General features: G+C 44.7%; 17 protein-coding genes, 10 tRNA genes and 2 pseudogenes. 15 read left to right on the top strand and 14 right to left on the bottom strand.

All coding sequences use genetic code 11. The annotated features are described in order from the left end of the window. Positions 1–167 precede the first annotated feature (167 nt). The 5 genes from L5M49_RS22465 to gltX all read right to left on the bottom strand — a co-directional run bounded on the left by L5M49_RS22465 (position 168) and on the right by gltX (position 2202). A tRNA-Glu gene (locus L5M49_RS22465) sits at positions 168–243 on the bottom strand. 49 nt (positions 244–292) lie between these two features. Beyond that, positions 293–368, bottom strand: a tRNA-Ala gene (locus L5M49_RS22460). Positions 369–472: 104 nt separating this feature from the next. Further along, a tRNA-Glu gene (locus L5M49_RS22455) sits at positions 473–548 on the bottom strand. Between the two features lie 63 nt (positions 549–611). Next, positions 612–687 (bottom strand) — tRNA-Ala (locus L5M49_RS22450). Between the two features lie 105 nt (positions 688–792). Continuing rightward, entirely contained in the window at positions 793–2202 is a 1410-nt protein-coding gene (gltX, locus tag L5M49_RS22445; RefSeq protein ID WP_105252064.1) for a glutamate--tRNA ligase, read from the bottom strand. A gap of 608 nt (positions 2203–2810) precedes the next feature. Between gltX and L5M49_RS22440 the strand changes: the two genes are divergently transcribed. The 12 genes from L5M49_RS22440 (at position 2811) to L5M49_RS22385 (ending at position 10758) form a co-directional block, all read left to right on the top strand. Continuing rightward, a tRNA-Val gene (locus tag L5M49_RS22440) sits at positions 2811–2886 on the top strand. Positions 2887–2930: 44 nt separating this feature from the next. Continuing rightward, a tRNA-Val gene (locus tag L5M49_RS22435) sits at positions 2931–3006 on the top strand. Positions 3007–3043: 37 nt separating this feature from the next. Further along, positions 3044–3119, top strand: a tRNA-Val gene (locus L5M49_RS22430). Positions 3120–3167: 48 nt separating this feature from the next. Further along, positions 3168–3243: transfer RNA gene (locus L5M49_RS22425), tRNA-Val, on the top strand. A 28-nt stretch (positions 3244–3271) separates the two neighbouring features. Further along, a tRNA-Val gene (locus tag L5M49_RS22420) sits at positions 3272–3347 on the top strand. Between the two features lie 28 nt (positions 3348–3375). Then, positions 3376–3451: transfer RNA gene (locus L5M49_RS22415), tRNA-Val, on the top strand. A 166-nt stretch (positions 3452–3617) separates the two neighbouring features. After that, positions 3618–3848 carry a hypothetical protein gene (locus L5M49_RS22410; RefSeq protein WP_105252063.1) on the top strand — a complete coding sequence of 77 codons (231 nt, stop codon included), beginning with the start codon at positions 3618–3620 and terminating at the stop codon, positions 3846–3848. 467 nt (positions 3849–4315) lie between these two features. Continuing rightward, positions 4316–5335, top strand: coding sequence for a TRAP transporter substrate-binding protein (locus tag L5M49_RS22405; RefSeq protein ID WP_113941003.1), 1020 nt, complete (start codon positions 4316–4318; stop codon positions 5333–5335). 59 nt (positions 5336–5394) lie between these two features. Then, entirely contained in the window at positions 5395–6051 is a 657-nt protein-coding gene (locus L5M49_RS22400; RefSeq protein WP_181800891.1) for a TRAP transporter small permease, read from the top strand. Next, entirely contained in the window at positions 6051–7448 is a 1398-nt protein-coding gene (locus L5M49_RS22395) for a TRAP transporter large permease (RefSeq protein ID WP_028761090.1), read from the top strand. Before L5M49_RS22400 ends, L5M49_RS22395 begins: the two co-directional genes overlap by 1 nt. A gap of 129 nt (positions 7449–7577) precedes the next feature. Then, positions 7578–9374 (top strand): ATP-binding protein, encoded by a 1797-nt coding sequence (locus L5M49_RS22390; protein WP_028761091.1) that lies wholly within the window; start codon positions 7578–7580, stop codon positions 9372–9374. A gap of 4 nt (positions 9375–9378) precedes the next feature. After that, a complete protein-coding gene (locus tag L5M49_RS22385; protein ID WP_263266853.1) occupies positions 9379–10758 on the top strand; it encodes a sigma-54-dependent transcriptional regulator in 1380 nt (459 codons plus the stop codon). A gap of 16 nt (positions 10759–10774) precedes the next feature. On the opposite strand, the gene L5M49_RS22380 is transcribed toward L5M49_RS22385, so the two are convergent. Further along, on the bottom strand, positions 10775–12022 hold the full coding sequence (locus L5M49_RS22380) for an MFS transporter (protein ID WP_219234031.1): 1248 nt from the start codon (positions 12020–12022) through the stop codon (positions 10775–10777). A gap of 162 nt (positions 12023–12184) precedes the next feature. Here L5M49_RS22380 and L5M49_RS22375 point away from each other — a divergent pair, with 162 nt between their 5' ends. Beyond that, positions 12185–13066 (top strand): LysR family transcriptional regulator, encoded by an 882-nt coding sequence (locus L5M49_RS22375; protein WP_028761094.1) that lies wholly within the window; start codon positions 12185–12187, stop codon positions 13064–13066. Between the two features lie 85 nt (positions 13067–13151). Here L5M49_RS22375 and L5M49_RS22370 read toward each other — a convergent pair whose 3' ends face one another. The 4 genes from L5M49_RS22370 to L5M49_RS22355 all read right to left on the bottom strand — a co-directional run bounded on the left by L5M49_RS22370 (position 13152) and on the right by L5M49_RS22355 (position 20234). Further along, positions 13152–17048: a S8 family serine peptidase gene (locus L5M49_RS22370; RefSeq protein WP_263266852.1), complete on the bottom strand. Its 3897-nt coding sequence runs from the start codon at positions 17046–17048 to the stop codon at positions 13152–13154. A gap of 740 nt (positions 17049–17788) precedes the next feature. Beyond that, positions 17789–18190, bottom strand: coding sequence for a YbaY family lipoprotein (locus tag L5M49_RS22365; RefSeq protein WP_263255396.1), 402 nt, complete (start codon positions 18188–18190; stop codon positions 17789–17791). Between the two features lies 1 nt (position 18191). Further along, positions 18192–19058 carry an acyl-CoA thioesterase II gene (tesB, locus tag L5M49_RS22360; RefSeq protein WP_028761097.1) on the bottom strand — a complete coding sequence of 289 codons (867 nt, stop codon included), beginning with the start codon at positions 19056–19058 and terminating at the stop codon, positions 18192–18194. 237 nt (positions 19059–19295) lie between these two features. After that, the gene (locus tag L5M49_RS22355) at positions 19296–20234 is read right to left on the bottom strand and encodes an SDR family NAD(P)-dependent oxidoreductase (RefSeq protein ID WP_263266851.1); all 939 of its coding nucleotides are present in this window, start codon (positions 20232–20234) and stop codon (positions 19296–19298) included. A 342-nt stretch (positions 20235–20576) separates the two neighbouring features. Here L5M49_RS22355 and L5M49_RS22350 point away from each other — a divergent pair, with 342 nt between their 5' ends. Further along, complete coding sequence (locus tag L5M49_RS22350) at positions 20577–21452, top strand: 1,4-dihydroxy-2-naphthoate polyprenyltransferase (protein ID WP_028761099.1); 876 nt, start codon at positions 20577–20579, stop codon at positions 21450–21452. A gap of 145 nt (positions 21453–21597) precedes the next feature. Here L5M49_RS22350 and L5M49_RS22345 read toward each other — a convergent pair whose 3' ends face one another. Further along, a complete protein-coding gene (locus L5M49_RS22345; RefSeq protein ID WP_219253331.1) occupies positions 21598–22413 on the bottom strand; it encodes a DODA-type extradiol aromatic ring-opening family dioxygenase in 816 nt (271 codons plus the stop codon). Positions 22414–22510: 97 nt separating this feature from the next. Next, a complete protein-coding gene (locus L5M49_RS22340; protein ID WP_263266850.1) occupies positions 22511–22993 on the bottom strand; it encodes a DoxX family protein in 483 nt (160 codons plus the stop codon). Between the two features lie 163 nt (positions 22994–23156). On the opposite strand from L5M49_RS22340, the gene L5M49_RS22335 reads away from it, so the two are divergent. Continuing rightward, positions 23157–24056, top strand: coding sequence for a LysR family transcriptional regulator (locus L5M49_RS22335; RefSeq protein WP_173497695.1), 900 nt, complete (start codon positions 23157–23159; stop codon positions 24054–24056). Positions 24057–24197: 141 nt separating this feature from the next. On the opposite strand, the pseudogene gndA reads toward L5M49_RS22335, so the two are convergent. Both gndA and L5M49_RS22325 read right to left on the bottom strand, forming a co-directional pair. Beyond that, positions 24198–25265: pseudogene (gene gndA / locus L5M49_RS22330) on the bottom strand (NADP-dependent phosphogluconate dehydrogenase); the annotation flags it as partial. A gap of 2 nt (positions 25266–25267) precedes the next feature. Beyond that, positions 25268–25500: pseudogene (locus tag L5M49_RS22325) on the bottom strand (IS4 family transposase); the annotation flags it as partial.

Raw genomic sequence — 25500 nt, 5'->3', positions numbered from 1 at the left:
TGTTACCGCCGTGAAAGGGCGGTGTCCTAGGCCTCTAGACGAAGGGGACCCGGACTTATGTTTTAACTCGTAACCGAGCTTTTTAACACATTCACTTCAGTAGGCTAGGAAGCAAATGCCTTGTTCTTACCAAACAACACGTTAGTTATTTGCTAGGAACCAAAATGTGGTATCCCCTAGGGGATTCGAACCCCTGTTACCGCCGTGAAAGGGCGGTGTCCTAGGCCTCTAGACGAAGGGGACCCGGACATATTAATTTAAACTTTCGTTTCTACTTAATAAGGCAGTAAATTGGTGGAGCTACACGGGATCGAACCGTGGACCTCTTGCATGCCATGCAAGCGCTCTCCCAGCTGAGCTATAGCCCCAAATTTTTGTCAACACAGCTAACTTTAGCAGTATATGTATCAGCAGAAATTTATATTTTGTTCTTACCAAACAACACGTTAGTTATTTGCTAGGAACCAATATTTGGTATCCCCTAGGGGATTCGAACCCCTGTTACCGCCGTGAAAGGGCGGTGTCCTAGGCCTCTAGACGAAGGGGACCCCGGACATATTAATTTGAGCTTTTCGCTAGAAAAGGTTCCCGTTTAACATCTACGGTAAGTTTGGTGGAGCTACACGGGATCGAACCGTGGACCTCTTGCATGCCATGCAAGCGCTCTCCCAGCTGAGCTATAACCCCAAACCTATCGAACTACATTTAAGTGCACTGCAAGCATTTGCTCGACTGTGTCTCAACTGCGTGGCGCATTCTATGCAGCGCACCTAAAAGTGTCAACTCGTTTTTTTAGGAATTTATTCTATCTGCTACAAATTCAATCGCTTTGGATATTCTTTGCTCAGAACGGCTTCTTCCAATTAAAAATAGTGTGATATCTAGGCCTGGAGACTGCCCTGCCCCTGTTACTGCAACACGTAAAGGCATACCGACCTTACCCATACCCACATCTAATTCAGTCGCAGTATCTTCAATTGCCTGATGAATAGCTTCAGCTGTCCACTCAGTTAATGCCGATAATTTCTGTTGCACCAGTTGCAATGGCTCTAACGCAACACCGCGTAAATGCTTTTTCGCCTGTGCTTCATCAAACTCAGCAAAGTCTTCATAGAAATAGCGGCTAGATGCAGCTAACTCTTTTAGAGTCTTAGCGCGCTCAGCTAATGCAGTGACCACTTCTGCTAATGCTGGGCCATTTGACAGATCAATTTTTTGATCGTCCATGTGCCATTGTAAGTGTGTTGCCACATATTCTGGATCTAGGCTCTTTATATAATGTTGGTTCAACCACACCAGTTTATCGGTATTAAAAGCAGAAGCGGCTTTGTTGATGTCACTCAACTTAAAGAATTGCTTCATTTCTTCTAATGAGAAAATCTCTTGGTCGCCATGTGACCAACCTAAACGCACTAAATAGTTCAGCAGTGCTTCTGGTAAATAGCCATCGTCACGGTACTGCATTACGCTAACAGCGCCATGGCGCTTGGACAACTTAGCGCCGTCATCACCTAGAATCATAGATACGTGTGCATATTCTGGGATCGGCGCCCCTAATGCTTTAAGAATGTTGATTTGACGCGGGGTATTGTTGATATGATCTTCACCACGCACCACACAAGTGATCCCCATATCCCAATCGTCAACCACCACACAGAAGTTATAAGTTGGCACGCCGTCGGTACGGGCGATGATCAAGTCATCTAATGCATCGTTAGAAAATTCAATCCGACCACGAACATGGTCATCAAATACCACTGAACCACCGATTGGATTTTTAAAACGCACCACAAATGGTTCATCAGTCTCGCGAGCGGGTAAGTCGCGACAGCAACCATCATACTTTTGTGCTTCACCGTTAGCGGCCTGTGATTCTCTTAAGGCATCGATTCGCTCACGTGAACAGTAACATTTATACGCTGTGCCCTTTTCTAACATTTGAGCAATGATTTCGTTATAACGGTCAAAACGCTTAGTTTGGTAATATGGGCCCTCGTCCCATGTCAAACCTAGCCAGTTCATGCCTTCTAAAATCGCATCGCAAGCGGCTTGAGTCGAACGCTCAATATCAGTGTCTTCAATACGTAATACAAACTCACCGTTATTGGCACGGGCTTGTAACCAAGAATAAAGTGCAGTACGGGCACCACCAACATGCAAGAAACCGGTAGGACTAGGGGCAAAACGCGTCTTAGTTGTCATAATGGGACACTAACCTATATAAAGTCGTCTAGATAAAGACAATCACGATAAAAAAAGTGGGCTTATTCTAACAGTCAAAGCAGGCGCTGCAAATGGGACAAGCTTCACAGTATCACTTATCTGGTTAAATCGTGTCGCGAATCCCTCCCTTTTATAGGGAAGCCAATATAAAGCGATATATAAAGGTGGCACTATTGCTATCACCACCATTGATGAATGCTAACACTTGAGAAGATTTTTCAGGCTTTATATTCCAACCCCTAAATCTCTACACCTATATTCCTTCGACTATAAATATCTGCGCCATCGAACACGCGCATCTATACACTATCAATGCACTCATGCTGTTAGTGCGCTAATTTTTATAAATCACTCACTTCCTCAGCACTTTTACCACAAAAAAGTCAGGTGAATGGGATGAGTTCAACTCGTATTTAATCGCGAGCGTCCAAATTACGTACCATTGACTGGCGAATTAAATAACACTTTGATCGGCGGCGTGATTAGCATTAAGCCAATGTGGACAAAAATAGCGCGACCAATGCTTTTTTCACTAAAAAGCGTTGACACTAGATCGAACCTCCCTATAATACGGCTCCACACAGCGAGGTCGATTAGCTCAGCTGGGAGAGCACCTCCCTTACAAGGAGGGGGTCACTGGTTCGAGCCCAGTATCGACCACCATATTTTCTACAAAGAAATTATGGCATACAAAACGTTATATCCCAGGTCGCTTAGCTCAGCTGGGAGAGCACCTCCCTTACAAGGAGGGGGTCACTGGTTCGAGCCCAGTAGCGACCACCATATAACTTGATGTATTAATGTGTAAAAGTCATTCCCAGGTCGCTTAGCTCAGCTGGGAGAGCACCTCCCTTACAAGGAGGGGGTCACTGGTTCGAGCCCAGTAGCGACCACCATTCTTTAGTGAAGAATGACTTAAAAATTGTGTAGTTTAAGAATGCCCAGGTCGCTTAGCTCAGCTGGGAGAGCACCTCCCTTACAAGGAGGGGGTCACTGGTTCGAGCCCAGTAGCGACCACCACATTCTGCAATACACATGTTATATCCCAGGTCGCTTAGCTCAGCTGGGAGAGCACCTCCCTTACAAGGAGGGGGTCACTGGTTCGAGCCCAGTAGCGACCACCATATTCTGCAATACACACGTTATATCCCAGGTCGCTTAGCTCAGCTGGGAGAGCACCTCCCTTACAAGGAGGGGGTCACTGGTTCGAGCCCAGTAGCGACCACCATATTTCTCCCCCAATAAACTTTACCCACGTGCTCACTCAACTATGCTTGATCTCAATCAGCGAGTGATAAATTATGCTGTTCGGCATTTTATATTTCGTTAAATACTAAGACTATCGACACTCAGCCTGATTTCATTCTGCTTTAGCATTTTTGGAGATCAACATTATGGCCAGCGTCAGTCAATCCGCTTCTCTTGCCAATATCGCCACTTATTTAAAGCATACCCACGCCTGCGATGAGCAAACGGCTCTAAAAGAAGCGCGGGAAGTCATGCATAATCTCGTCAGCATGCGCCAAAAAGGCTTTATTACCGGTTGGTACTTTGATGAACAAGGCCATTTAGCCTTGTTACCTAGCGATGCTATCCTTAAACGTATTCTTTTAGAGGATGACTAACAGCATCAAATGAATTGTGTCTTGATTGACTACGATAGCTATCGACTTAACCTCCATAGACTTCACATCTCACCTACACTTCTTCTCCTAAAGCAACCCACCACAATATTTGTCGTTATATCGCATACTTTTACGGCTTTTTTTGATCTAAAAATAACTAAGTTTGTTTAATTTATCTGCAACGACAAGAGCCGTCAATTTGGGGCCGATCTTCACTATGGGTGGGTTTCCACCCAAACACAAAATCACTGTGAGCGAGATCTCACCCACCAAACTAAAAGTGTGACAAACATCAAATGAACTACACTTTAGTAACCAAACACTTACAGAAGCCAGTGTAAGTTGGCGTGGTATTTGCCTTTAGTAAGACAGACCTCAGGGAAATCAAGGCTGTATTCCTACTCAAACTTGGTAACAAACTAACCAAGACTGAGGACAAATCCTAACAACAGAAAAAGGAACTCAAGATGATATTGAATCAACAAACTGGATTGACCCGTCCACTCAAAACCTTAGTCAAAATGCTCGCTGTTGCCTCCGTATTTGCGACCAGTTTTAACGTATTTGCAGAACCGATTGAAATTAAGTTTTCACACGTAGTGGCAGAAAACACACCTAAAGGCCAAATGGCACTTAAATTTAAAGAACTCGTTGAACAACGTTTACCAGGTGAATACAAAGTCAGTGTATTTCCTAGCTCACAGTTATTTGGGGATAACAACGAACTAGCGGCACTGCTGTTAAACGACGTACAATTTGTCGCGCCTTCACTCTCAAAGTTTGAGCGTTACACTAAACGTCTACAAATATTCGATTTACCTTTCCTATTCAATGATATGGATGCCGTGAACCGTTTCCAACAAGGTGAAGCTGGTCAAACATTACTGAACTCCATGAGCCGTAAAGGGATTGTCGGTCTGGGTTATTTACACAATGGTATGAAACAGTTCTCATCTAACACACCACTTAAAAATCCTGCTGATGCAAAAGGCTTAAAATTCCGCGTTATGGCATCTGATGTTCTAGCAGCCCAGTTTGATGCTGTTGGTGCAATCCCTGTGAAAAAACCTTTCTCTGAAGTATTTACCCTACTTCAAACCCGCGCTATCGATGGTCAAGAAAACACTTGGTCAAATACTTATTCACAAAAGTTCTATGAAGTGCAAAGCCAAATCACTGAAAGTAATCACGGTGTTCTCGACTATATGGTCGTGACCTCTGACACTTTCTGGAAAGGTCTACCTGCTGACAAACGTAAGATCATCAAAGAAGCTTTAGACGAATCTATCGCATTAGGTAACAAGATTGCTGCTGAAAAAGACAATGAAGACAAACAGTTAATCCTTGATTCTAAACGTTCACAGTTAGTGACTCTGTCTCCTGCTGAACGTCAAAAATGGGTTGAGGTAATGAAACCTGTTTGGGCTAAGTTTGAAGATCAAATAGGTAAAGATGTGATTGATGCTGCTGTAGCTGCAAATAAATAATAATGATGATAGTCGCCTAAGCTCAACCGAGCTTAGGCGGCCATTTCAGCGAGGGGATTATGGCTGTGATATCGCGAATATTTGGTTATGTTGAAGAAGGTGTGCTCAATTTATTGATCACTCTGATGACGCTGTTAGTGTTTTCAGAAGTCGTCGCTCGCTTCTTCTTCAACACGGGTTTTCTTTGGATCCAAGAACTTACATTAACCTTTTGCGGTTGGTTTGTGTTATTTGGTATGTCCTATGGGGTTAAAGTCGGTGCCCATATTGGTGTCGATGCGTTTGTTAAAAATTTAGCGCCAAAGGCTAAAAAGATAGTATCTCTTATTACCGCCTTTGTTTGTATCGTCTATTGCGGACTCTTTTTAAAAGGCAGTTGGGATTACTTAAGCCAAATGTATCAAATCGGTTTGCCTATGGAAGACATACATTTCCCACAATTTATATTAAAAAGCCTCGATCCAGATTTTGCTTGGAACACTTTAAAAATCGATATTGAAGATGGCGCAATACCGATTTGGTTATCTCAAAGTATTTTAATCATTGGCTTTTTTATGTTGACTTGGCGTTTCGTCGAACTCTTTATCGCCATTCTGCGTGACCAAGTCTCAGGCTTCCAATTTGCCGATGAAGCGAAAGAAAGTATGCATTTAATCGATGAGAGCGCTAAAAACGCTAAAGTAGATCCAGTCTCTGACCAAAAGGAGGCTAAATAATGGCTATTGCAACCCTATTTACCGCCCTATTCGTATGTATGTTTCTCGGTATGCCTATCGCTATCGCATTAGGTTTTTCCAGCATGCTGACGATTTTATTGTTCTCGAATGACTCCTTAGCTTCAGTTGCACTCAAGCTGTATGAGTCTTCATCAGAGCATTACACTTTACTCGCTATCCCCTTCTTTATTCTGTCATCCGCCTTCCTATCAACGGGTGGTGTCGCTAGACGGATTATCGATTTTGCCATGGACAGTATTGGACATGTCCGTGGTGGATTAGCAATGGCATCCGTTATGGCGTGTATGCTGTTTGCTGCGGTTTCTGGATCATCTCCTGCGACTGTTGCGGCAATTGGTTCTATCGTCATAGTCGGCATGGTAAAAGCAGGTTATCCCGAAAAATTTGCTGCAGGCGTGATCACGACCTCTGGAACTCTCGGGATTTTGATCCCACCTTCAATCGTCATGTTAGTGTATGCCGCAGCAACTGAAGTGTCGGCTGCAAAAATGTTTATGGCAGGCTTAATCCCAGGTTTAATGATGGGATTTATATTGATGATCGTCATTTATATCGTTGCCCGCTTTAAAAACTTGCCCTCACGTCCTTTTCCTGGCGTTAAACAACTGGGGATTTCAAGTGCCAAGGCAATGGGTGGATTAGCACTCATCTTTATCGTATTAGGCTCTATCTATGGTGGCGTCGCTAGCCCAACCGAAGCATCAGCTGTGGCTTGTGTCTATGCTTACCTTATTGCGGTATTTGGCTACCGTGATATCGGGCCATTAAAAGACGTGGCATGGCGTAATCAAGGTGAAAACTTAGCCAAAGCAACTGCGCGTAACTTAGGCCATATGTTCTTAGGACTGATTAAAACGCCTATCGACAAAGACATACGTCATGTTGTGCGCGATGGTGCCAAGGTCAGTATCATGCTGCTGTTTATCATAGCTAACGCTATGCTATTTGCGCATGTATTAACCACAGAACGTATCCCTCACATTATTGCTGAGTATATTGTTAGCATGGGTTTACCCGCCTGGGGATTCCTGATCATCGTTAACTTACTGTTGCTTGCTGCCGGTAACTTTATGGAGCCATCGGCGATTGTACTCATTATGGCGCCAATTCTGTTCCCTATTGCAACGCAATTAGGCATAGATCCTATCCACTTAGGTATCATAATGGTCGTGAACATGGAGATCGGTATGCTAACGCCGCCGGTGGGACTCAATCTCTTTGTCACCGCGGGGATCACGGGGCGCAGTATTGGTTGGGTGATTCAGTCGGTTCTGCCTTGGTTACTCGTGATGCTAGCCTTCTTAGCCCTGATTACTTACGTACCACAGATTTCACTCTTCTTACCTGAATGGTTGGATTCGATGCGTGGATATTAGTCTGCAATTCAAGGTTGTGAGATTACCCCTTGATTACAGATAGATTTTAAGCGAGCCTAGTCAGGCTCGCTTTGTTTTATTATGCGCAGTATCCGTTATTGATCCCGTTGCTTTATCAGGATAACCACCATGTTGCCCATGACGCCTAAGGCCAAGAAACGCCTCTTTCTGACCGTTGTGTTACTTGCAGGCCTATTTGCAACCCTCAAACTGACCTACTGGGTGCATTTGCATCAAGGTAAAATCGAGATCCAAAAGCAATCGGAGAAACAACTAAAGGAATTAGTCAGTTTTCTCGATGGTGCACTATCGCGCTACGAAAGTATTCCCCACGTGCTCTCGACTAACCCAATGCTCGCCAATGTCCTGAACGACCAGCAGAATCCTGATAAAGTCCAAGAGCTTAATTTATATCTCGAAGAAATTCAGCATGTCACCGAAGCATCCGATATCTATCTGATTGATGCCTTAGGTATCGCCATTGCCGCCAGTAACTGGCAACAAAGTTTTTCCTTTATTGGCAAGGACTACTCCTTTAGACCCTATTACACAGATGCTATCTCGGGCAATCTAGGCCGTTATTACGCAGTGGGTACCAGCTCAGATAAGCGCGGATTTTATTTCTCTTACCCTATTTATCAACAAGGTGGTAAAGGCATACTTGGGGCCATCATAGTCAAAGTTAACATTGCCGACATAGAGCAACAAAGTACCAGTATCGCAATTGCGGGGCAGTATCAGTTCCTTATCAGTGATCCTGAAGATATCGTCTTTATTTCCAGTATCGATGAATGGCGGTTAAAGTCATTAACCCCGCTTACCCAAGCCAAGCAATATGCCCTTAATGCCTCTAAACGCTATGCAGAACGTCCCATAGGAGAGTTGTTGATGAAGCCGCCCTATGAAAGTGGTAGTCAAGCTATGCTCTACCAACTGCAAACGGGTACAGACCATGAACAATACATGGACATCCACCAATCAATGGCTAAGGCAGGCTGGCGAGTACACATCTTAGCGCCAATCAAACCTTTACTGACCTCTTTGCCCGCGCTGATGTTACTGTCAGCTAGTATTTATCTTTTGCTGGCACTCAGCATCCTATTTAACGCCGAGCGCCGTCGCAATCTACACCGAATGCAACTAGCGCAAAGCCTTTTAGAACAGCGAGTTGAAGAACGCACTCAGGACTTACAGCAGGCCAACAATCAGCTCAAAGATACTCAAGATGAACTCATTCAAGCGGCAAAACTGACAGTAATAGGCAGTTTATCCGCCAGTATTAACCATGAACTCAATCAACCACTCGCGGCACTTCGCAGCTATGCCCAAAATACCCAAACTTTTCTCGCCCGTGATATGCAAGATAAGGCACTGGATAATATCAAGATTATTATTGAACTTACCGACAGATTAGCCGATATTGTTGGGCAATTTAAAAGCTTTACCCGCAAGAGCCAAGGCGCTGATAGCGCAACCGATATTGGCCGCTGTATCAAGCAAGCCCTGACCATAGTTCAACCTGCAATTGATAAACAGGGTGTTGAACTCGATGTGCAATTACCCAACGGCAACTATCAGGTTTGGGGGGATAAGGTTAGATTACAACAAGTGTTTGTCAACATTATGAGCAACGCCATTGTCGCTATGCAACAATCGGTTAAACGCCAATTGGTTATCCGCGTGACCAGTGAAGATAAGTTTTGCATCAGTATCCAAGATTCGGGCCCTGGTGTGCGTGAAAGCCAAATGGAGAAAATCTTCGAACCCTACTTTACCACCAACGAACGGCACGGATTGGGGCTAGGCTTATCGATTTCACAACGTATTATCGAATCCATGCAAGGCCAAATTAACGTTGCCAATGCCGAAGAAGGTGGCGCTATTTTCCAGATTATTTTACCTATTTACTTGCTCGAGGAACGTTAGTTTTATGAGTGTGCCCAATTCAATTCAAGATTATTCTGTTCTCATCATCGACGATGAGCCGCACATAGGCACAGTTCTCGTTCAACTATTTGAACTGGAGGGCATTAAGGCGCTCGCCACCACAGAACCCAAAGGTATCGCTAAGTTGCTGCATAAAGATTGGGCGGGAATGGTGATATCGGATGTCAACATGCCACAATTAGACGGCATCAGCTTAATGCAACAAATCCGTCTGCAAGATCCCGATCTCCCCGTCGTCCTACTCACTGGTTTTGGTGATATTGCCATGGCAGTCAATGCCTTAAAACAAGGCGCCTACGACTTTCTTGAAAAACCCTTTAATAACGAACATATACTCGATGTGGTTAAACGCGCCTTAGAAAAACGCAGTCTAACCTTAGAGAACCGCAAGCTTAAAAAGGATCTCGAAAGCCAAAGCGTACCGGGCCCTCGTATTTTGGGCAACAGTGTCGGCATCAACCGTATGCGCCACATCATAACGCAAGTGATAGATACGCCTGCGGATGTGTTAATTGAAGGCGAAACAGGTACAGGTAAAGAACTTGTCGCCCGCTATTTACACGACCACAGCAGCCGCAACCAAGCCAACTTTGTCGCCATCAACTGTGGTGCAATCCCCGAAAACCTGATTGAAAGTGAACTCTTTGGCGCCGAAGCGGGGGCCTTTACTGGTGTCGATAAGATGCGCATTGGCAAATTTGAATATGCCAATGGTGGCACGTTATTTTTAGATGAAATTGAGAGTACGCCACTGTCGCTGCAAGTAAAACTGCTGCGAGTGCTTGAAGATCGTAAGGTTGAACGTTTAGGTTCTAACAAGAGCATCAACTTAGATATTCGCGTGATAGCGGCTACAAAAGTCGATTTAAAAGGTCTGTGTGACACCGGGGAATTTCGCCAAGACTTGTTGTATCGCTTAAATCTGGTGACTGTGCCCATCCCTCCCCTGAGAGATCGCCGTGAAGATATTCCGTTACTCTTTTTACACTTTGCCCGCGTCGCATCGGCACGCTATCACAAAGCGCTTATTGCCTTAAATGCGGAGCAAAACGCGATACTTACTTCCCACGACTGGCCAGGCAATGTGCGTGAGTTACGTAATCTCGCCGAACGCTTTGTGCTACTGGGCGGAGAAGCCGCCTTTGCTGGCACGTTAGGCAATACTCCAAGCCTGCACTCGAGTATGTCCCTGCTACAAAGGGTAGAGTTTTTTGAACGGGTACTGATTGAAGAAGCACTTAGCCACAACAAGGGCAGTATTAAGCAGACCATGGAGCAGCTAGAACTGCCCCGCAAAACCCTCTACGACAAAATGCGTAAATACGATTTAGACCGCAAACAATACATTAATTCCGATGACTAAAGGACATATTTAAGCTTTAGACTAACGCCCGTTTGACATGAGTTTGATGGTAATGCAAACGGGTGATTGCTAAGGCGATCAAGGCTAATAAGGTTAACGATCCCATCACCACACCGCGCCACTGCGCCTCATGCCAAAACATCATCAAATAAGGGCCGCCAATCGCAGCACCTAAGTAATAACAACATAAATAGAGTGACGTCGCCTTAGCTCGATCACGACTGGCCCGCATTGCAACAAAGGAATTACAGCAACTGTGGGTAAGGAAGAACCCACAGGCGGTCATTAAAAAACCTAAGCTGATGGTTAAGGTCGTATCAAACAGGGTCAGTAAACTGCCGAGCAACATCACGCACCAAGACCACTGATACAACTTATGTTGACCAAATTTGGCGAGCCATTTCGCAGTGAAATACGACGCAATAGTCCCGCTGGAATAACACAGAAAAATCAAGGTGGCTTGGAAACGACTCCATTCATAGGGTGGAGCCATCAAATGCAGTTGAATAAAGCTAAATTGATTCACCATCATCATAAAGGTCAAGCCGCCAATTGCGTAGACCAAACGCATTTGCGCATCGGTGAGATGATGACTAAAGCCATGAAGATCTTGCGCTAAACGGGCGCGTTTTGATAAGGAAGGCTCAGTGTTACTGGGTGACATCGACTGCGCATCGGCAAGTGAAGGCAGCAAATAGTTCACTAAAGCCACCCCCGCTAACGTCACTAGAAACAGCAACCACATAGATTCTTGCCAAGATAAAAACTGCGACATTAAACCACCGAGCAGACGTCCAACAATCCCGCCAATACTGTTCGCCATAATATAAATGCCTGCGGCTTTCAGCATAGTGCTTGGTGATAATTGCTCCTTAAAGTACGCCATGGCAATCGCAGGTACGGCAGCGAGTAATGCACCTTGTAGCAATCGTACTAGCACTAACCCATTAAAATCCGGTGCCCAAATTAATAGTAAGTTAGACAATGCCAATAACCACAAGCTGACAATGATTGGAGTGTGTCGACCGATACGATCTGACAGTACCGCATACAAGAGCAATGAAAAGGCTAAGGAAAAACTGGTCACCGACAGGATCAAGGTTGCTTTAGAGCCTGATACCGCAAAATGTTCCGCAATCAGCGGCAACATGCCTTGCATTAAATACAAGTTGATATAGACCACCACTGAAGCGACGCAGAGCGCCCACATCAATCGGGTGTCACGCTGTTTATTGTCAATCATAGTATCTAATACGGCTTGCACGGGAGCCTCGACCAAGTATCACTCATAGGATAGACAAAGATTATCACTGGGCATAACATAACAATAATAGATAATATCTATCGTAATCATTGATTTTTGTTATAGAAATAGTGCGCCAAAAGTACACATCTTGCCACTGATAAAATAGTACGAGCCCGATTAATGGATATTCGCCAACTCAAACATTTAGATGCCCTTGCCAATACCGGCAGCTTTACCGCCGCAGCCAAGAAACTGAATATGGCTCAGCCCGCGTTAAGCCAAAGTATTAAACGCTTAGAGGTCGCACTCGGCGTCACCTTAGTCAATCGTACGAGCAACAAGAATGATAAACTGCTCACACTCACGGCCGAAGGTATAGTCCTGCATCAACACGCCACTTTGATCCTAAAACAAGTTAAGCAGGCCGAAGCGCAAATCCGTGCCATGGCCAATCTCACCTCGGGAGAGGTCCGCATTGCCGTGCCGGGCATGCTGGGTTCTTTCTATCTCCCCTCGCGCTTAATGGCTTTTCGGCATAAATACCCCGAATTGAAACTATCACTGTTTGAAGGCGGGACACGGGATGCACTGCGCATGTTGCAACAGGAAGAAGTGGATATTGCGATCATTACCGCCCAAGACCTACAGCCCGAATTTGATAGTCAGTTGTTGATCCGTGAGCAAATGGTGATCGCTATGGGTGCCGAACACCCTTTAGCGGAACATAGCGCTGTGAGTCTACATGACTTTTTCGACCATGAATTAGTGATGTTCAAAACAGGTTATTTCCACCGAGAGTGGATACTCTCTCAAGCCAAAGAATTAGGCAAAAAGCCCAATATTGCCTTCGAGACCAATTTGATTAATCTGATTAAACAGATTGTTTCCCAAGGATTTGGGATCACCAGTGTACTTGAGATGGCGATAAGCTCAAAAGATGACATTTTAGCCAAACCCTTCGATCCACCGGTATTTTTAAACCTCCATATTGCATGGAAAAAGCAGCGCCCCGTCAGCCAAGCAGACCGCGCCTTTGTCGATTTTTTAATGTCAAATCGCTAACACAAACCAGCAAATACAAAAAGGGCTGATATCAATATCAGCCCTTCTCTCTTACCATTAAACCTTCCGATTTTACTCTGAGGGTTTAGCCTTGTTTACGACGACCAAAAGCAAAAGGTAGCAACAACAAGCTTAACCAACCTAAGGCACCACCATCATCTTTCTTGGCTGGTGTTTCAGTCACAGATACAGACACAACACTTGAATCTTTATTGCCGTGGTTATCAGATACTGTCAGTTGGAATGAAACCGTCTGAGCAGAGCCACTCACGTTTGGTGCGACGAGATTAAGCTTGGCCGCATTAGCGTCAAAGTTAAAGCTGGTGCCCCCTAACTGAGTCCATTTGTAGGTCAAAGGATCATTGTTGGCATCCGACGACTTACTCGCATCGATGAACAAAGGTTTACCTTCTTGGACAGTGGCAGGAGCTTCAATCACAGCGACTGGCGCCACTTCTGGAACATCAAATTGATACTCCTGCTTTAAGATTTCAGCCGAGTCGTTATTCACTTTGTTGGTCAATGCCACTATGTTGCCTTGACTCGCCTTACGTGGCACTAAGTCAAAGGTGACATCTAATGCCGCAGCAGCAGAAGCCATTTCGATAGTCCAAGTGATCTTATTGCCCACTTGCGCACCTTGATGGCTAATATTAGCCACTTCATGACCTTCTGGTAATAACGCCTCTAGGGTGTAAACACGGGTTTCTTGCGTTTTGTTCGCTTCAATACGTGTTTTCATCACTTTAGCGGTGCCAGGTGTTAATTCACCAGAAACAGTACTGCCTAGAGGAGGTAATACGTCATCACTAACGCGCTCAAATACGACCGGAATTTTAACAGGTGCGACTTTGTCATCAGTGGTGGTCAGCGTCAGCATAGCTATGCCAGCATCTCCCACTAGCATCGCTTGTTTCCATGCTAAGTTGACATTGAAATCTTTATGATCACCCGTAAGATTTGCAGTTAAGTTATCACCCGCTTCATCGTATAAGGTTACTTGTTTCAAACTAAAGGCATCATCCGCATCGGCTGCAGATGCCTGATAGTTTTGTACAACAACAATATACTCACCCTTCACTGGGTTCTTAATGGATACACTTTCCTTTGAACCGCCAAACGCAGAAGATGCCGCGATAGAAAGCTTGCTACCGTCTTTCTTATCGAGTATCACAAACATGTCTAAGTCAGGAGAGGTTGTATTACCGATTGATGCATTGAAATATAAAGCTTTATCTTCAACATTAAAGCTAAATACTTTTACGCCATCGGCCAAATCATCAAATGCACTACCAGTATTTGAATCCTGTTTCACACTTGATTCATAAGTAGCGCTTAATTTAAGTGCAGTCACTGTCGCCGCAACACCCGGTAGATCAATCGCTTTCAAGTGCGCCAAATTACGTTCATCTGCATCACGTGAGGCTGAAACATTAACCAAAGCAGGTAAATCGCGTTTAGCTATCTTAGCTACGATCGGCATATTAGCCGTTGGGAAAGTATCGGACGTTAATACTAAGTTACCAAAGCCCCAACTTGCACCGACGTCAGTCACATTCGCAGTCACTGTAATCGTTTGGCTTTCACCTTTTTTGAGATTAAAGCTTTCTGGCGTCACAGTTAACGCGAATTTATCCGTTGCGGAAACGCCTTTTGCAGTCCAGCTACCATCAGCCGTTGCAGTAACAATACGTGTCCAAGTACAAGTATCAATACAACGTGAATCAGCCATGCTTGGAATGTTTAGCTTACGTGGATCGCCACCTGTTGTAGGGTTAGCAATCTCGTAGTTTAAGGCACTTTCATCCATCACTAAGCCCGTTTTTGCCGCTAAATCAACACGAATACGACCGGCTCCTACGTCGAACGGATCCGCAACGGTTTTACCATCGGCTTTTTTCATGGCTTGGGCTGTCGTTGCCGTCATCATTAGCGCAGAACGAATGTTGTCTGGCGTCCAATCCTTATGCAGCGATTTAAGTAACGCACCAGCACCTGCAACGTGAGGACTCGCCATTGAAGTACCTGACATCAAAGTGAAATCAGCAGGATCTGTACCTGTCTCATCATGGCCAAACTGTTGGTCGGAATAAGCAGCGTAGATGTCACTGCCCGGTGCAGCGACATAGGGTACGAGTACATCGTTAGTCAGGTTAGGTCCAATCAATGAACTGGCAGATAAAACATCCGCTTCTTTACTGGCAACTTTAGGGGTTGGAGACAGCGTGATTTCAAGAGCAGGATTTGCCGCCATAGCAGCAATCAATTCTAAGCCATCAATATCACCAATAAATACCGCTGGAATATTCAATTTATCCAGCCCCGACATAGTCAGACGCGCATTATTTTCACCATCTCTATTGAAAACAATCACACCCTTAGCGCCAGCTTCCATTGCTGCGGCCACTTTGATATCGAATGAGCAAACACCGCGTCTTAAAACGGCGATCTTGTCTTTAAAGGCATCTGCTGGGAACGGTTTACAGGCTTCAAAATTGGTCGCATCAATTGCGCCAGCATAAAGGGGAACACCTTTGAGCACTTCAGTTTGAACCGGACCAGAACCAGCAGTGTAATGATAGTTTTTACCATTAAATTCCACGGCGCGTACTATGTCACGGTGATGAGTCGAGTTAGCGACCGAAGTATACCAAGGTGCATTTTTAGGCGTAGAGTAAGGTATTTGATTAATCGCAGGGCTCGTGTTTGTCGCGGCACGTGTGTTACCCGCAGCCACTGCAGCAAAAATCCCCGCATTACGCGCGGCTAAAAAGCCTTGTTCCGTCGCACTATTCCACGGGTTTCCACCGCCACTGATAGAAAAGTTCAGCACATCGACGCCATCTTTAATCGCATCATCTAAGGCTTTTAAAATCGGTGCGGTCGGGCAGCCAGAATAAGTGTCGCCCGCATTACCCGGATTACAAATTTGATAAGCTATAATGTTTGCATGTGGTGCAACACCTGAGATTTGTTTAAATTCAAGGCCTGTCGCAATGCCATCGCTTTCTAACTTACCTGTTTCACCTTGCACATAAGGCACATTCACTAGGATGTTACCTGCTGCGGTACTCGCAACGTGAGTACCATGCCCACCGTAATCCTCACCATTTTTAGCTGGAGGGGTGTCACCAAACACTTTTGCATCGTCGTAGTTATTTGTTATCTCAGAGTAACTGCGAACTCCAATCAACTTGTCATTACACATGCTCGCGAAATCAGTTTTACAATCACCAATATAGATGCCTTGACCTAATGGGTTTGTGTGGTCATAGCCATCTTGGCCAACATCAGCGAATGAAGCATGATCTGAGTTAATACCTGAGTCGATAATACCGACGATCACGCCTTCCCCCATGGCTTTCGTGCCCGTCGCACTGCCATCCCATACATTAGGAGAACCGATAAGCGCTTGACTGACATCGGTTTCCATTTGCTCCATGCGCTCGCGCTCAACAAACGCAACCTCAGGTAACTCAGCCATTTTCTTCGCTTGAGCTTGAGTCATGCGAACCGCCATACCGTTTAACGCATACTGATATGTCGTTAATGGTTGCAGATTGGTGCCAATAGCAGCACTCGCGTTAGCTAAAAATCGGTTCTGTTTTACTTTCAAATAACTAACATAACTTTTGACTTCAGCTTTAGAAGCATCAAGTTTGCCGTTCACAGCAACTTTTGAAGTACCGTTTACCTGCACTCTTTGTGAACTAGTCGCTTTCAATCCTGGAATAGTTCCTTGGTAATTAGCAACCGAACTATCGCGTAAACGAACGATATAAGTATATTCACCCTCACCTAAATCTGCTTCTGGTACAAACTTAACCTCAGCTCCGGCAGCGTTACCGCGTAATGAAGTGACTTGTAATTCACTTGGAATATCTAACTGCAAGGTTTCACCCGTAGGTGATAATACGGTTTGTGCATTTGCCGCCGACGATAACAGTGCCATAGACACTGCTAATGCTATTTTAGTTTTCATTGTAACTTCCCTAATTCTTATAAGTTGTATGATTTATAAAACTCAGGTTTGGGTGGCATGAAAACGCTGCGACAACCAAAAACATCACCCGTAACTGACATTTTTTATGAATAACCATTCAATTTACTGTGATGATGATCACTGAGTTTTATCGCGACAATTTGTAACACGCGATGATACAAATTAAAACAGCAAATTAACAGAACGCAATTCAGTAAATGATGAACAACCTCATACCTTGTTAAAATAAATCCATAGAACCTTTATCAGACTGTTTTATGTCCCAACGATAAGTCGTAGTATAAAGTCGATAAAAACAAATAATAAACATTAAATCATAGCGTTAAAATTAACCTTTAAGTGTCGGCTCAAAAATAGCATTAGGTTAAACAGAATAAATCCCCGTAAATAAATACTCTTTTTTATAAATATCATTAGTTACAAAATAAACACAAAACACCATAAATTGAAATAATAGAGCACAAAAAAAGAAACGTTAAATTAACAAATTGTATGCATTTTGTATTTGTATAATATTTTACAAAATGATACCCCTTATAAAAATTAACTAACTTATGCATTAATATTCTTAATCCTGTATAGAACAAATTAATACTTAATCTCACATTTACAGCATAGCAAGCGGATTATTGACCACAAAAAAGCCCTTTCAATATCGAATTGAAAGGGCTAAATCTTCATCAATATAAAAACAATATTATTGCAGTTATGGCCAGTGGTTAATTCGCCATAACCGCTTTCATTAGCACTTCTGTCGTGAACTTATCATTATTGATAACTGGGAACCTGTCATAGGTTTGGAAAATCACTTGGTCTTGAAACTTGATCATCGCCACCACCCCATATTGGATACTTTTATCGATCGATTTAGCGGGCAGTGTAAATTTAAATGGCACAGGTGCTCTGGCGATATTGAAGGTTTTTTGTGCGACGACGACACCTGGAGTATTCAAATCAATAATGGCAATAATGATTTGGCAGCCTTGAGGTAATGGGATCTTCTCTAGATAGCCAGCGGCGCCATTGATGATAATCGGTTGATCAGGTGTTACAGTCACACAGCCATTGAGCAAGACAGCCATGAGAGAGAACAATATAAACGATTTTATTTTCAGATACATACTAACGTCCTTTTACCATGCGTATCAGGCCTTCTTGGGTAGAAGAAGCCACTAACTCGCCTTGTTGATTGAAAAACTGCCCTCTGACGTAACCTCTGCCACCGCTAGCATTAGGGCTATCGATACTGTAAAGCAACCACTCTCCCATATTAATCGGGCGGTGGAACCACATCGCATGGTCGATCGTCGCCATTCGTACCCCAGGACTTAAGAAGGATACACCGTGGGGCTGAGCTGCCGTGACTAAAAAGTTAAAGTCTGAGGCATAGGCGAGTAAATATTCATGGATATGGGCATCATTTGGCATAGGACCATTAGCCCTCATCCAAACATAACGGTACGGCTCGGTTTCTTTAGGCGCAAAAGGGTGCAGTGGATTGACCAATCGCATCTCAATTGGCGCATCGGCCATAAACTTTTCAAGTATGCTCGGCGGTACTTTATCCCGCATCGTCAGCGCCAATTCCTGCTGATTCAACAAACCTTCAGGTCCGGGCACTTGCGGCATAGCGGCTTGATGACTAAAGCCTTCCTCAGGTTCTTGGAAGGAGCAGGTCATATGAAAAATGGGGCGACCTTTTTGAATTGCACTAACCCGACGAGCGCTAAAACTACCGCCATCACGCATATTTTCCACTTCATAAACAATCGGCAACTTCTCGTCACCTGCACGTAAAAAGTAAGAATGTAATGAATGGATCTTACGCTCAGCAGCTACAGTCTGTTTTGCGGCGCTCAGTGCTTGGCCCATCACTTGACCACCAAACACATGCCCAAAACCCAGATCTTGGCTTTGACCACGAAAGAGGCCAATTTCAATTTGCTCAAGGGAAAGTAATGATAAAAGATCGTCTAATACCTGACTCATGGGATCCTACTGCGTAATTAGCAATTAATCTTAAAGGGTAACTCAGTTAGCCTTAAGCTGACCAGTCTTCTATCGATTATTCACAATCAAATCATCACTCCAACGGTGAGGAATTAAACGAGGCACGCTGGATTATCTATGTTATTTATTGTGGTTAGCATTTACGGCTTTATTGAGCCACTTACTGCATTTAAATCGCTATAGATGCAGGCTTAGTTCAAATACAAGCATGATGAATCAATCGATTTTAATGTGATGTTCTAGCGCACTTAACTTAGACCAAGACAAAACCTTATCCTCTCCACAGGAGTGCAAAGTCACGGGGAAGGATTGGTGTAACTGTGGCCACTGCTGCGCGAGGTTATCTGGCGTAAAAAGACCTTCATTAAAATACATAGGCTGAAACTCGACAAACATGCCGTGGCTAACACTGCCCGCTCCGGCGAGTAGATGTTGACCATTTGGCGCCTGTTCACTCACCAAGAAAGCCGTAGTAGCAGTTAATGATTCAAAGGAAAATAGCGGCTGAATCGCACTCGCTAAATGTTTGGCCGTCATCGCGGTTACGGCCTGAGGGCATAAACTATTGACTCGAATATTATGAATTTCACCTTCTAATGATAAGCTATTCACCATCCCGACCAGCGCCATCTTGCTTGCACTAAAACCAACTTGGTGCAAGTCACCGAACAAGGCCGAGGCTCCCGTTGTCATCATTATCCGGCCAAAATGCTGTTGTTGCATATAAGGCCAAACAGCTTGAGTGAGATAAAAGCTGCCATTGAGATCGACATCCAATTGCCGTTGCCACTGCTCAAGTTTAATGTGCTCAAAGGGACAAGCACCATAAACGCCCGCGTTATTAATCAAGATATCAATGCGATGCCAGCGTAGGATCACCTCTTCGATCATGCAGTTCACTTCATTTCGCTGACTCACATCAAGCACAAAATAAATGCAATCTCCACCAAGTTTAATAATGCTGCAATAGGTCTGCATTAATTCTAAGTTGGCTTGGCTCGTCTGAGCGCCGTCGGTGGAAATTGACTCATAAGACGATAACGGCTGGTCGACGAGTATCACTTTTGCCCCCCGTTCAGCCAACATGATGGCATACGCTCGACCTAACCCAGCCGCAGCCCCAGTGACTAATGCCACCTTATTGTCAAAACGCATCCAAATATGTCCTTATCGGCATTGTTGTAGCGGCAAAAAATAACGAGCATAGGGTAACAACCGCCTATGCTATCTACTAAACAGAGTATTTAGCGTTACGCCTATGTCATGGACAGCACAAAGCCTCCATCAACATTAACTATGGAAACACAGACTTTTTTGATTTTCTTTGAACTTAACGACAAATCTCATCCTGCATCAGTGAACATATGTGCGCCAATTCAAACTCTGTTAAATGCGTTTATTAGATAGTGCTCACTTTCGTGTTAAATCTTGTTATGCTATGCGCTAATTGAGCCCTTGCTCGGTACCATTCCCATTTACCAATAATGACTGGACGCCATGAATCCTTGGATTTTAGCAATAAGACCCCGTACGCTACCCGCGGCCATAGGTCCCCTACTGATAGGCAACATTCTCGCCCTGCATCTTGAGAGTTACAGCTGGTTAATCGCTGCCACTTCAATGTTGTGTGCTGTCTTATTACAAATCGCCGTCAACCTCGCTAACGACTATTTTGATTTTAAAAACGGCATAGATACAGACGAGCGCTTAGGGCCCGTTCGCGTGACTCAAAGTGGGTTAATTTCACCAACAAGCGTTCGCAATGCCATGATATTTTGTCTCTTAATGGCGCTTGCCGTGGGATCATATCTGATTTGGCACGGAGGCTGGCCCATCGCCATTCTCGCCGCAGCCGCTATTTTAGGTGCTCTTGGCTACAGTGGTGGCCCCTATCCCCTCGCCTCCCATGGGCTCGGTGAAGTAGCGGCATTTGTCTTTTTTGGCTTAGTTGCAGTGGTGGGCAGTTATTATTTGCAGGCAGGCGATACGACTATTAATGCTTGGTTATTAGGCTGTGCAATTGGCTTATTTAACGCTGCGATTATGTTGGTGAATAACACTCGCGACATCCGTACCGACACCCAAGCGGGCAAGCATACTCTAGCGGTACGTATCGGCGAAGCTCAGGCAAAAGTGCTTTATCAAGCCTTAATCTATTTGCCCTTTGGCCTAGTCATCGCTGGCTTTTTATTCGGTATTCTACCCGGTTTACCAGTACTACTTGCGGGATTATCTCTGCTTATTGCCCGTAAACTCAGTAGCGATTTTTATGCGGTTTCTGGTGAAGCCTTAAATCCGTTACTCGGCCGCACAGCTAAGTTAACCATGATTTTCAGTACCTTGTTTAGCGTGGGTTTAGTTTTTACCGCATAAGAGTAAATCCGCTAAGCTAATGCTACACCACAGCTCAATGCTGAATATAAAAAGGTTCATATCTTCGATAGATACGAACCTTTTTTATTGGATGCTGCACGACTTCAATTTGGCTTATTATCGACGAGGGAAATCCTACCCCCATTTATTGCCAAATATAACCAGAGATCAAAGTGTTTAACAAAATACCATTAAAGTTGCGTTCGGCATGGGATGAACCATTATGGCCTGCACCAAAACACACATGTAGCGGTAATAAATGCTCTTCCCGCGGATGACTGAAACGCGCTTCAGGGGCTGATTGCCAATGAGTTAATGCTGTTTTTACCTCGGCAAAACTAACACTTGCCGTTAAAGTTTGCGTCAACCAATGATCAAATTCTGCACTGCGGCTTTGCACTGTGAGATCGCTTGAGAAAAAAGCCCGCATATTGTGAAACGACATGCCAGACCCCACGATCAACACCCCTTGGTCCCGCAGCGGCGCTAAAGCCTCCCCAATCGCTATATGGGTTTTAGGATCGAGGCTGTGGACTAACGACATCTGCACCACAGGAATATTCGCCTCAGGATACATTAACTTAAGTGGTACAAAGGTACCGTGATCAAATGCGCGTTCGCTATCTAAGCGGGCGGCGATGCCCTTATCCGCGAGCATATTCGCAATCTGTACGGCTAATTCTGGCTCACCGGGTGCAGGATATGTCAGCTGATAAGCCTCAGGTGGAAATCCATAGTAATCATACAAAATACTTGGCTTTGGGCTACTCGACAAAGCCACCACAGATTCTTCCCAATGGGCAGTGATCAACACAATCGCCTTCGGAGTTGGCATTGGCGCTGTTACTGAAGTTAAAAATGCACGCAACTCCCTATGATTAACATCATTGAGCAAAGGCATAGGGCCACCACCATGGGGCACAAATAGCACAGGCATACGACTCGCGTTAACTTGCATCATAATCCTCTCGTGTTGATTAACTTATATCTGTACTACTGGCTTTAAACTCAGCATTTCTCACTTAACTCACTGTTCTACACAACACTTCAATGCATGCTTAAAATGCGGAACGACTCTGCACCAACTGCCGCTGAAATCGCACTAAACGCTCAATAATTTCATCGAGTTTAATAATCAGAAAGAGTCCTGCCGATAAGCTCAATGCCGGCAGTGCATTAATCGGCGCTTCATAGTTAAAGTGGAAATAAATCGCCCCCATCATAATCGCCAGTAAACCGCTCGCCGATAGCACTCGGTAGTCACGTAGACACAACCCAAGGGCACCAATCACTTCCATCAAACCAATAAAATAACCAAAACCAGTGGGAAGATTCATTAATGTGAACGGAACATGGAACATAGACACGCCAAATAACTTGGCAAATCCCGAGATGAAAAACACTATGCTCATCGCCAATGTGACGGTTGCAGCGGCGCGATTGAGTGTATTGGCACAAAGGAATAACTTCTGTGTATCAACCTCTTCAACTAAGCCATTGATACTTGAACCCTTAGTATCACATAAGTTTGAAAATCGCATCGCACACACCCCATTAAACGTGATATTTGCCGTCAGTCTTGGGCATAAATTCGCAGACGACGAGCGAGAATGGAATCGATTATGAGCCGATAAAAGATAAATAAATATGGAATAAAATCTAATATCTCATAAACTAATAATTTATGACTTGCGAGCAATCCCAGTGACCTTAGACCAACTGCTGATGTTTAAAACCGTGGCTGAGGCGGGCTCACTCAAAGCTGCTAGTGACAAGCTACATAAAACCCAACCCGCCATTAGCCAAAGTATCAAACAGTTAGAATCCCAACTCGATCTTATACTGTTTAATCGCGAAGGTTATCGACTCGCCATCACTGAGCAAGGTCGAAAACTGCTGCAACATACCCTGCGGGTACTGAATGAAGCGCAAGAAATGAAGCAAGTAGCGAAGCATTTAGCCAAAGGTAACGAAGCAAGCATCACCTTAGCTTTTGAAGCCTCTTTCAATCTCGCTCGAATTTTGCCGATTTTAGAGCTGACTCAAAATGAGTTTCCCTATACCCAAATTATTCTCAAACAAGAGTTTTTAACTGGTGCACTCGAAGCGCTGAATCAAGATAAAGCTGAAATCATCATCTCCGCAGGCGGAATTGAGCCCATACGTTCGAGCCATTTAGAATTAGCCTATCTTTTTTCCGGTAGCCTTCTCGATGTTGCCGCGCCGCGCATGCTTGAGCGTCATCCGACACTGACCTACGCACGAGAGCTCGTTAATGAATACCAAATCGTGATCCAAGATACAGGCTCAGGCACTGCGAATATTGAGTTTGGGGTACAGGCGGGGCAACGACGTTGGTATGTTAATGATTTTTACACTAAAAAAATGCTTATTCAAAGTGGTATGGGCTGGGGCAAGCTGCCGCACTATATGATTGTAGATTCACTCAAACAGGGCGCGTTGATTGCACTGGATCTGCGTGAAAGGCAAAACAACATTCAACTCGATTACTATGTGATGCGAAAACCCCACTCACCTTTAGGCCCTGTCGCCCAAGCACTCTGGCAAAAGCTGATCGCCTTTTCATCTGAGCTGAATACTTAGGAATTCAAGCTTAAGATTTAACTTAGTGACTTAAAATGAATTGAAGTCAAAAAGTCATAAGCCGTTATAAAATCATCGACCATAAAAAAACGCCCCTTGATAAGGGGCGTTTTTCATTTTGTTAGTGGGCAGAACCTTAGACTAAACCTTAGCTAAGGTGCGCTCTTTAGCGCTCCAATCTAAGTGATATTTCTCGCCTGCTGGGGTATCGATACGCTCAAAGGTATGAGAGCCGAAAAAGTCACGCTGACCTTGGAGTAAGTTCGCTGGTAATGTTTCGCAGCGGTAACTGTCGTAATATGCCAGTGCTGAGCTAATACACGGCGCTGGAATACCTTGCATTACCGCAGTCGCTACCGCAGTGCGCCATAGGCCTTGCTTTTCAGACAAGGCAGACGCAAAACTGTCCGCCATCAACAGATTGCTAAGATCAGATTTGTCTTCATAGGCTTGAGTGATTGATTGCAAGAAAGTCGCGCGAATAATACAACCCGCACGCCAAATTTTTGCAATTTCAGCAAAGTCTAACTGCCATTTTTGTTCATGAGCCGTCATCGCCATCAACTGGAAGCCTTGGGCGTAACAACACACTTTCGCGCAATATAACGCGCTTTCAAGGGCTTCAATCAACAGTGCTTTTTGTGCGTCATCGATAACAGGTGCATTTGGCCCAGCCAATTTCTGGCTGAGTTGTAGACGTAAGGATTTTTGGGTACTTATGGCGCGCGCATACACAGCTTCAGCAATCGTCGGCGCCGGACAGCCAATTTGTAAACTGCTCACGGCCGTCCACAAACCCGTGCCTTTTTGGCCCGCTTTATCTAAGATCATTTCCACCAGCGGTTTACCCGTTAATGGATCGACCTGTTTTAATACTTCGGCACTGATCCCCATCAAATAGCTGTTTAAACTGCCTTTGTTCCAGCGTTCAAACACATCGCCCACTTCCGATGCACTCATGCCTAAACCGTCATGCAGCATTTGATACGCTTCGCAAATCAACTGCATATCAGCGTATTCGATACCGTTGTGCACCATTTTCACATAATGGCCAGCACCCGCGGGGCCAATATAAGTCGTGCATGGCTCGCCTTCTGTCACTGGATTACCCGGCTCGAAGCGTTCGATAGGTAGCCCAGTTTTGGTATCAACCTTAGCGGCAATCGCTTTCCAAATCGGCGCAACATGGTGCCATGCACTGAAGGATCCCCTCATAAATCAGCCATAGCATAGCCATATTTGAGCAACTGATTGGCGAATAATACCCAGGCCGCCAGCAATTCTTTCTCCGTGATTTGATAATCAGGCCGCCTGAGTACCTCCAATCCCAAGCGAATCGTTGAGAGTACCGTTCGATGCCCAATGGTATTGGCCTGAAAATGCTTATCCCAGCCCTGTTGCTGTGCGTGTAAACCAACTAGCCACAACAGGCATTGAACCATCA

Source organism: Shewanella sp. SM74, from assembly GCF_025653725.1.
Lineage (GTDB): Bacteria > Pseudomonadota > Gammaproteobacteria > Enterobacterales > Shewanellaceae > Shewanella > Shewanella oncorhynchi.
This window is presented reverse-complemented; position numbering and strand designations above follow the sequence as displayed.